4 protein-coding genes are annotated in these 6,931 nt (G+C 39.3%); 3 read left to right on the forward strand and 1 reads right to left on the reverse strand.

Annotated elements, in window-relative coordinates; genetic code table 11:
- Positions 1–274 precede the first annotated feature (274 nt).
- Positions 275–3,334 (forward strand): efflux RND transporter permease subunit, encoded by a 3,060-nt coding sequence (locus V7127_RS15435; RefSeq protein ID WP_335487420.1) that lies wholly within the window; start codon positions 275–277, stop codon positions 3,332–3,334.
- A gap of 255 nt (positions 3,335–3,589) precedes the next feature.
- Positions 3,590–4,933 (forward strand): M20/M25/M40 family metallo-hydrolase, encoded by a 1,344-nt coding sequence (locus tag V7127_RS15440; protein ID WP_335487423.1) that lies wholly within the window; start codon positions 3,590–3,592, stop codon positions 4,931–4,933.
- 68 nt (positions 4,934–5,001) lie between these two features.
- On the opposite strand, the gene V7127_RS15445 is transcribed toward V7127_RS15440, so the two are convergent.
- Complete coding sequence (locus V7127_RS15445; RefSeq protein WP_335487426.1) at positions 5,002–5,583, reverse strand: DUF7010 family protein; 582 nt, start codon at positions 5,581–5,583, stop codon at positions 5,002–5,004.
- A 575-nt stretch (positions 5,584–6,158) separates the two neighbouring features.
- On the opposite strand from V7127_RS15445, the gene V7127_RS15450 reads away from it, so the two are divergent.
- Complete coding sequence (locus V7127_RS15450; RefSeq protein ID WP_335487428.1) at positions 6,159–6,767, forward strand: SAM-dependent methyltransferase; 609 nt, start codon at positions 6,159–6,161, stop codon at positions 6,765–6,767.
- Positions 6,768–6,931 lie beyond the last annotated feature (164 nt).

The following is a 6,931-nucleotide window of genomic DNA, read 5'->3' on the forward strand; positions in this document are numbered from 1 at the left end:
TATTTTCTACAATTAACGAAAATTTTTCAATAGGACAAGCATTCTGCTGGGAGCACTCGACTTTTTAGAGGCTCTCTTTTTTATTATTAGACTAAATGTTTACTCCCTCTAAGACTGTAGACTTAGATAAATATCTGTCTAAGGCTCGTTATGAAAGGGTGGAAATGTAGGTAAGATGGTAAAAGAATAAAATGTTAACTTTTACCTAATTGTGTTAAAATCTCCAAATCCATTTTAACTCCATAAGGTAAAGGAGAGAGTGAGGAGAACAGGCTTGAAATTATTGAAATTTATTGTACAAAGGAAAATGTTAATTGCTTTACTGTCAGTGATGGTTTTAGCCATTGGAAGCTACTCGTTATTCGAATTAGATAAGGAATTAATGCCAGCCATCCGTATGGACGGTGCCTATGTTGAAGTTGGTGCGGGAGAAATGGCAGCAATTGAAGTTGAACGGACAATCACAACCCCATTAGAGCATAAAATAAAAGGAATTGACGGTGTCGAAGATATTCAATCGACTACTATGATAGGCAGGAGCTCCCTGCAGATGACCTTTGAGCGGGGACGAGGGGAAGAGGTATTTAAGGAAGTAGAGTCAATTGTTAACGCTGCAAAGGCCGAAAATCCAGGAATTAAGGAAATGGATGCTGGTCAGTACGGCGCAAGTCAGAGCTATGAATTCTTCATGGATATTTCTGGCGGCAGCATGGGGGATATGACAGGATTTGCAAAGAACGTATTGGAGCCTAGATTAGAAGAGCTTCCAGAGGTACGTGACGTAATGCTTTCTGGAATGTTGGAGCATGAAGTGACAATTGAATTTGATCGTGCAGAAATGCTGATGCATGGGTTAGAGGCAGGCCAGGTAATTGGTGCCATCCAGATGTCCAATAATGAAGCTACTTTGGGCGTACTTAATAATGAAAAGGACTCACCTTCTTTGCGATGGAATACGAAATTAGAAAATATTGCTGATGTAAAGGGATTAAAAGTTCCTACTCAATCAGGATTTATTGAGCTTAACAAGGTAGCAGCTATTTCCCTGCAGCCTAAGGAAAGTTCATCATTTGTATGGAAAGATGGAACGAAGGATCTTATTTTTATCCAGGTTGGCAGGGCAGCAGATGTAACGCAAATTGAGATGGCAAAAGCAGTTCGGGCGGAAATTAAAAAAATTCGGGATGAAGGTTTAGTTACAGGCTTTCAATTAAATGAAATGGTTGCACAGGCAGACTATGTACAGGAATCGATTGATGGGGTAACAGACAATATCCTTATTGGCGGGCTAATCTCTGCAGTCATTCTTCTCATTTTCCTTAGAAATCTGAGGGCTACTATCATTATCGGTATTTCCATTCCAACATCCGTATTATTAACCTTTGCAGCGATGTGGATGTTTGGCTATAGCTTTAATATTTTGACCTTAATTGGACTTGGATTGGGAATTGGGATGATGGTTGATTCATCCATCGTTATCCTAGAATCCATTTATCGAAAGAAAGAACTAGGTTTGAACAAGTTTGATGCGGTTTTAGAGGGAACAAAGGAAGTCGCTTCGGCCGTAATTGCATCGGTTCTAACGACTATTGTCGTATTCCTTCCAATTGGAATGATCGGCGGCGAAATGGGTCAATTTATGATCATGCTTTCAGTAGTTGTTGCCATTACACTAATCAGCTCCATGATTGTGGCCTTTACATTAATTCCTTCATTATCCGATAAGTTTATGAAGCTTAAAAAGACAAAGGGAGCAGCTAAAGAAGGAATGTTTATGCGGGGGTATAGCCATGCTGTTTCCTGGACCATCAAGAAAAAGCGCCGCAGTCTCGGTGTCATTACTCTCTTTTTCCTAATGTTTGCAGGGTCATTATTACTAGTAACAAAGATCCCAATGACGATTATGCCTGATATGTTTAACCGATATTCGGAGCTAATGGTTGATCTAGAACCAGGTATTACAAATCAGGAAAAAGCCGAAATCGTTCAAACGATGAATGAAAAACTGAGTGCCATCGAGGATGTAGATACGAGTTATGTACTTGATAATGGCGGAATGCTGTACAGTATCATCAATATGACAAAAGGCGATGAGATTAAAAAGGAACAAAAGGAAGTAAATGAAGAAATCTTGAAGACACTGCGGGAGATGCAGGATTCGTATCCAATTGAAAGTATTCAAAGTGCCTTATCCAGTGGCGGTGGATCACCTGTTCAAGTGAAAATAAAAGGAGAAGACATTGGGCAGCTGCAAGAAACAGCCGGTGACTTTAAGGAAGAGCTGCAAAGGATTGATGGCATTGTTGGCGTAAGAACGTCAATGGAGCGGATGTCCCAAGAGGAAGTCATTGTTTTAAAAACGGATGAAATTGAAAAGGCTGGACTTTCCCAACTTCAAATTAAACAATTCATTGAGCAGTCGTTTTTACAAATGCCTATTGGTGAAATGTCGATAAACGAAGAGAAGATGCCTTTATTTGTAAAATGGGATCAAAAGACCGCAACGAAAAAGGATTTGCTGGATATGAAGGTACCAACCATAGAAGGGGAGAGAAAATTATCTGCTTTCATTGAATTGAAAAGCGTGGATACGCCAAATGAGATTTCCCACTCAGACGGGGAACGGTTTATCGCCATTTCTGCCGATATTGAAGGAAAGGACCTTGGAGCGGTCAATAGAGATATCCAGAAATTAATCGAAGATTTCAAGGCCCCAGCAGGTTTATCAGTATCAGTTGCAGGGGACCTGGAACAACAGCAGGAATTAATGATGGAAATGGTCTTTGTAATAGGAATTGCTCTTTTCCTGGTCTATCTAGTTATGGCGGTTCAGTTCAATCATTTAGGCCACCCACTCATTGTCATGTCAGTGATTCCGATGACGATTGTAGGCGCCATTCTAGGTTTATTTATCACTCAGATGGAGCTAAATCTAATGTCAGGAATGGGTGTCATCATGTTAATTGGCATCGTCTTAAACAACGCTATTCTGTTAATTGATCGTACAAAACAGCTTCGCAGAGAGGGCTTCTCTGTTGAAGACGCACTTCTTGAAGCAGGTAAAAACCGTATTCGTCCAATATTCATGACAACCTTAACAACAGCTGGCGCAATGCTTCCATTAGCGCTTGCCTCAGGCACATCGGGTAATTATCAGGCGCCAATGGCCACAGTTATTATCTTCGGCTTAATGTTCGCGACTTTTATTACATTACTTCTTATACCGGCCGTTTACCGTTTATTTTCAGTAAAGGCACTGAGTATTGGAGCGGCTAGGAAACAGCGGCGCAAAGAGATGATCGAGGTTCAAGCTGTACCAGAAACAGTGAAGTAGGAATGAAAGAGGAAGATCGCTTAAGAAATAGCCCAGAGCATATGCTTTGGGTTATTTTTGTTGAAAAATAGTCAAAGAAGCCCTTCAAATTAATCATGGTCTTAAGACTTATGCCTATTAAAATAATTCATTATTAAGGACCTAATAAATTGAAATATTGCTAGGTTGAAAGTTTCGTTTTTCGTTTTTGAAAAGGTTTGCAGGAAATAAAAGCGAATTCCTTTTGTGAAATCATATCACAAGGAGGTATTTGTTTTGAAAAAAGGCTCTTCTATTTTGCTTTCTACTCTTTTAGTCACTTCAAGTTTGTATCTTGCTCCTATGAATTCCGCCAATACAGCAGAGGCTGCACCTAATCACGTTGTTCATCCAAGTGAAAAAGCATTTGATCAAAAGGTCATTGCTAGAGTTAGTGCAGAGCGTATGTATGAAGATGTCTATTATTTATCCGAAACGATTGGCCCGCGTGTAACGGGTACAGAAGGTGAACAGCGAGCCGCCAAGTTTATTAAGGATCGTTTGGTTTCTTACGGATATGAAGTAACGACACAAGAATTCAGTATTCCTGATAAAATGACAGGGCATTTACAGACTAGCGATCAAAATGAAGTCATGGTTAGTATCCCTGCCGGTTCAGCGGATACTCCTGAAGCAGGGATCACTGCAAGTCTTTACGATGCTGGGCTAGGGAAATTAACCGATTTTACACAGGAGGCAGTGGGAAAGATAGCTCTAATCTCAAGAGGCGACATCACATTTAAAGAAAAAATCGATAACGCTATAGCTGCTGGAGCTATCGGAGTGCTGATTTATAATAATGTGGATTCCCCTGGACCATTGAATCCTTCCATCGGTGGAGATACGACAATTCCTGTTGGAGGGATCTCAAAAGCAAGCGGCGAAGCATTAATTCAAGATATCGCTGCCCAAAACAAAACGGTGACATTAAAAGTGAAGCGGATTGCCAATGCAAAATCACAAAATATCATTGCGACAAGAACCCCTCAAAAAGGAAAAAACCACGACATTGTACACGTGTCTGCCCATTTTGATAGTGTTCCATTTGCACCGGGTGCCAGTGACAATGCGTCTGGTACAGCTACTGCTTTAGAGCTGGCAAGAGTGTTAAAAAGCTATCCGATTGAAAAAGAATTGAGGTTTGTTTTTGTTGGCGCGGAGGAAATTGGCCTTGTCGGATCCGCCTATTATGTAAGTCAGCTAAGTCAGAATGAGGTTGAGCGGAGCGTTGCGAACTTCAACATGGATATGGTCGGAACCTCTTGGGAAAATGCAACAGCCATCTATATGAATACCGTTGATGGCAAGGCAAACATCGTAACGGAAACAGCGCTGGCGACAGCTGGAAGAATTGGAACACCGTCTGAATTAGTTCTCTATCAGCGCGGAGCTTCCGATCACGTATCCTTCCACGATGCAGGGATTCCAGCTGTTAACTTCATTCGCCGTGAGCCTGGTACTGCAAACCTAGAGCCTTATTACCACACACCACAAGATAAAATCGAATATATTAGTGTTGAGCGTTTGAAGGAGGCTGGGGATTTAGTTGGAGCTTCTGTATATAGTTTGATTGGAAAATAGTTTATAGAAAAAGTGAAGCTGATATCCATTAGATGCAGCTTCACTTTTTGTTTTATATAGATATACCGTTATTTTCCAATCCCCTTCCTTTCATCGATTGAGATAAATGCCTTTGTCTCAAACGACAGGGCAATGACGGATAGAAGATATAGTATACATAGTAAAAATGGCAGTAGCATAAATGCATGATTAATAAAGACATAACCGAAAATAAAAGAGACTGCAGCCATTGTAATGGTAAAAATACCGTACGTTTTACTTTGATAAATCCATAAATATGGCAGAAAGTGTGAGGCTCCTAAAATACCTATAGCCATTGGGATTAATTCATATTGTTCAATGTAAATGATTACCCAAACTGGTATGTAAAATGCTTGAATGCCTCCTATAATTCCTCCTAAAGCCCCTAATGGATTTTTACTTAAAAGATTGATCTTACGTATTTTGCCGATAGCAATAGCCAATGGGAAAATACTACATGTACCAATTAGGTAGAAAAGAGCGAGCTGCTGTTGGCTTTCTATGAAAAAGCCCAATCCTCCCATAACTAACCAATAGAAGGCTCCCGCGAGTAAGAAAGGGTATCCTTTTTTGGCATCTTTAATCAAATCTGCCTTTAGTTCACCTACAGTCATGTTTTTAAAATCCATATCACTATCCCCTTTTGTTTTATCGCAGATTAACGGGCTGTAAGACCCCCACTTCAAGAAGTTGCGTAAAATAAAAATTTCTAAGTGGGGGATCAACAGCCCGTAAAGGCCCGATTGGTTCAACTAACAATCAGTGGGGGATGAAGGCCGACTAAGATCGCCACGTCCTAATGTCTTTGTCGACGCTAGCACGTCCTGTGTGTCGGAAAACCCCCACTGATTGAAGTTTCACTTTATAATGAATCATATGATAAATAAAATAGCAGGAATGATTGTATACTCCGTTTAATGAAAATTGTTTTATAGATCATTTTGACTAGTCATCATTAGGGTGAAATTGATTCATGCATGTAGAGGGTGCGATTTTTGTAGTAAGTGCCATTGGATGGATACTTTTCCTGTTGCAATGAGAGTATATGAAGTAATTGTTTATAAATAGAAATCCAAGGTAATTACTTAGAAGTTTTATAGAGTGCAGTTGTAAGTAGGAGTTTATAACTATTTAATTATAGCTAAAAAAGGATAAAAAGTAAATTACTGTGAGTAGGTAATGTTGTTAGAATGGAGATTAATTTATGAACGAACGTTATTTTGACGGATTATTAAATATTAGGACAAGTGGGGATCAAAAGGGCTTCAATCAATCCTTTCACTACCATCGATATGAATCAACTCCATACAGTGCACTTGACCTATTATTTAACCAATATGAACTGAAAAGCAGTGACAGGCTAGTTGATTTTGGGTGTGGAAAAGGTAGATTAAACTTTTTTACAAATTATTTATTCCATTCTACAGCGGTTGGGGTGGAGATGAATGAAGGATATTATGCAGAAGCGCTTGAAAATCTTCAGAGGTATGGAAAGAAATTTAAAAATAGAAAAGATGATATTCACTTTCGTTGCTGTTTAGCTGAAGAATACGAAATTGATCCTGCGGACAATCGGTTTTATTTTTTCAATCCGTTTTCAATACAAATCTTTATGAAGGTTATCAACAATATCTTGTTGTCTGTGGAAAAATATAAACGTGACATCGAGCTAATATTATATTATCCATCAGAGGATTATACTTATTTTTTGGAAAATCAAACTGCCTTCGATTTAAAGAGAGAGGTCTTATTACCGGAATCTAAACATAATCCAAATGAAAGATTTTTGATTTATCGATATTCAATGGACTAGGCTTGTTCATGGTGAGTGTTTTAGGTAGTGCAACGCGAAAACAAGAGCCATGGATCATTCATGGTGAGTGTTTTAGGTAGAGCAACGCGAAAACGAGCGCCATAGATCATTCATGGTGAGCGTTTTCGATAGAGCAACGAAAACAAGCGCCATAGATCATTCAT

Source organism: Bacillus sp. JJ1773, from assembly GCF_036962035.1.
Taxonomy (GTDB): Bacteria; Bacillota; Bacilli; order Bacillales; family Cytobacillaceae; genus Cytobacillus.

Coding starts and splice junctions, on each gene's coding strand:
- V7127_RS15445 (WP_335487426.1), bottom strand. CDS start 5,583: ATGGATTTTAAAAACATGACTGTAGGTGAACTAAAGGCAGATTTGATT.
- V7127_RS15450 (WP_335487428.1), top strand. CDS start 6,159: ATGAACGAACGTTATTTTGACGGATTATTAAATATTAGGACAAGTGGG.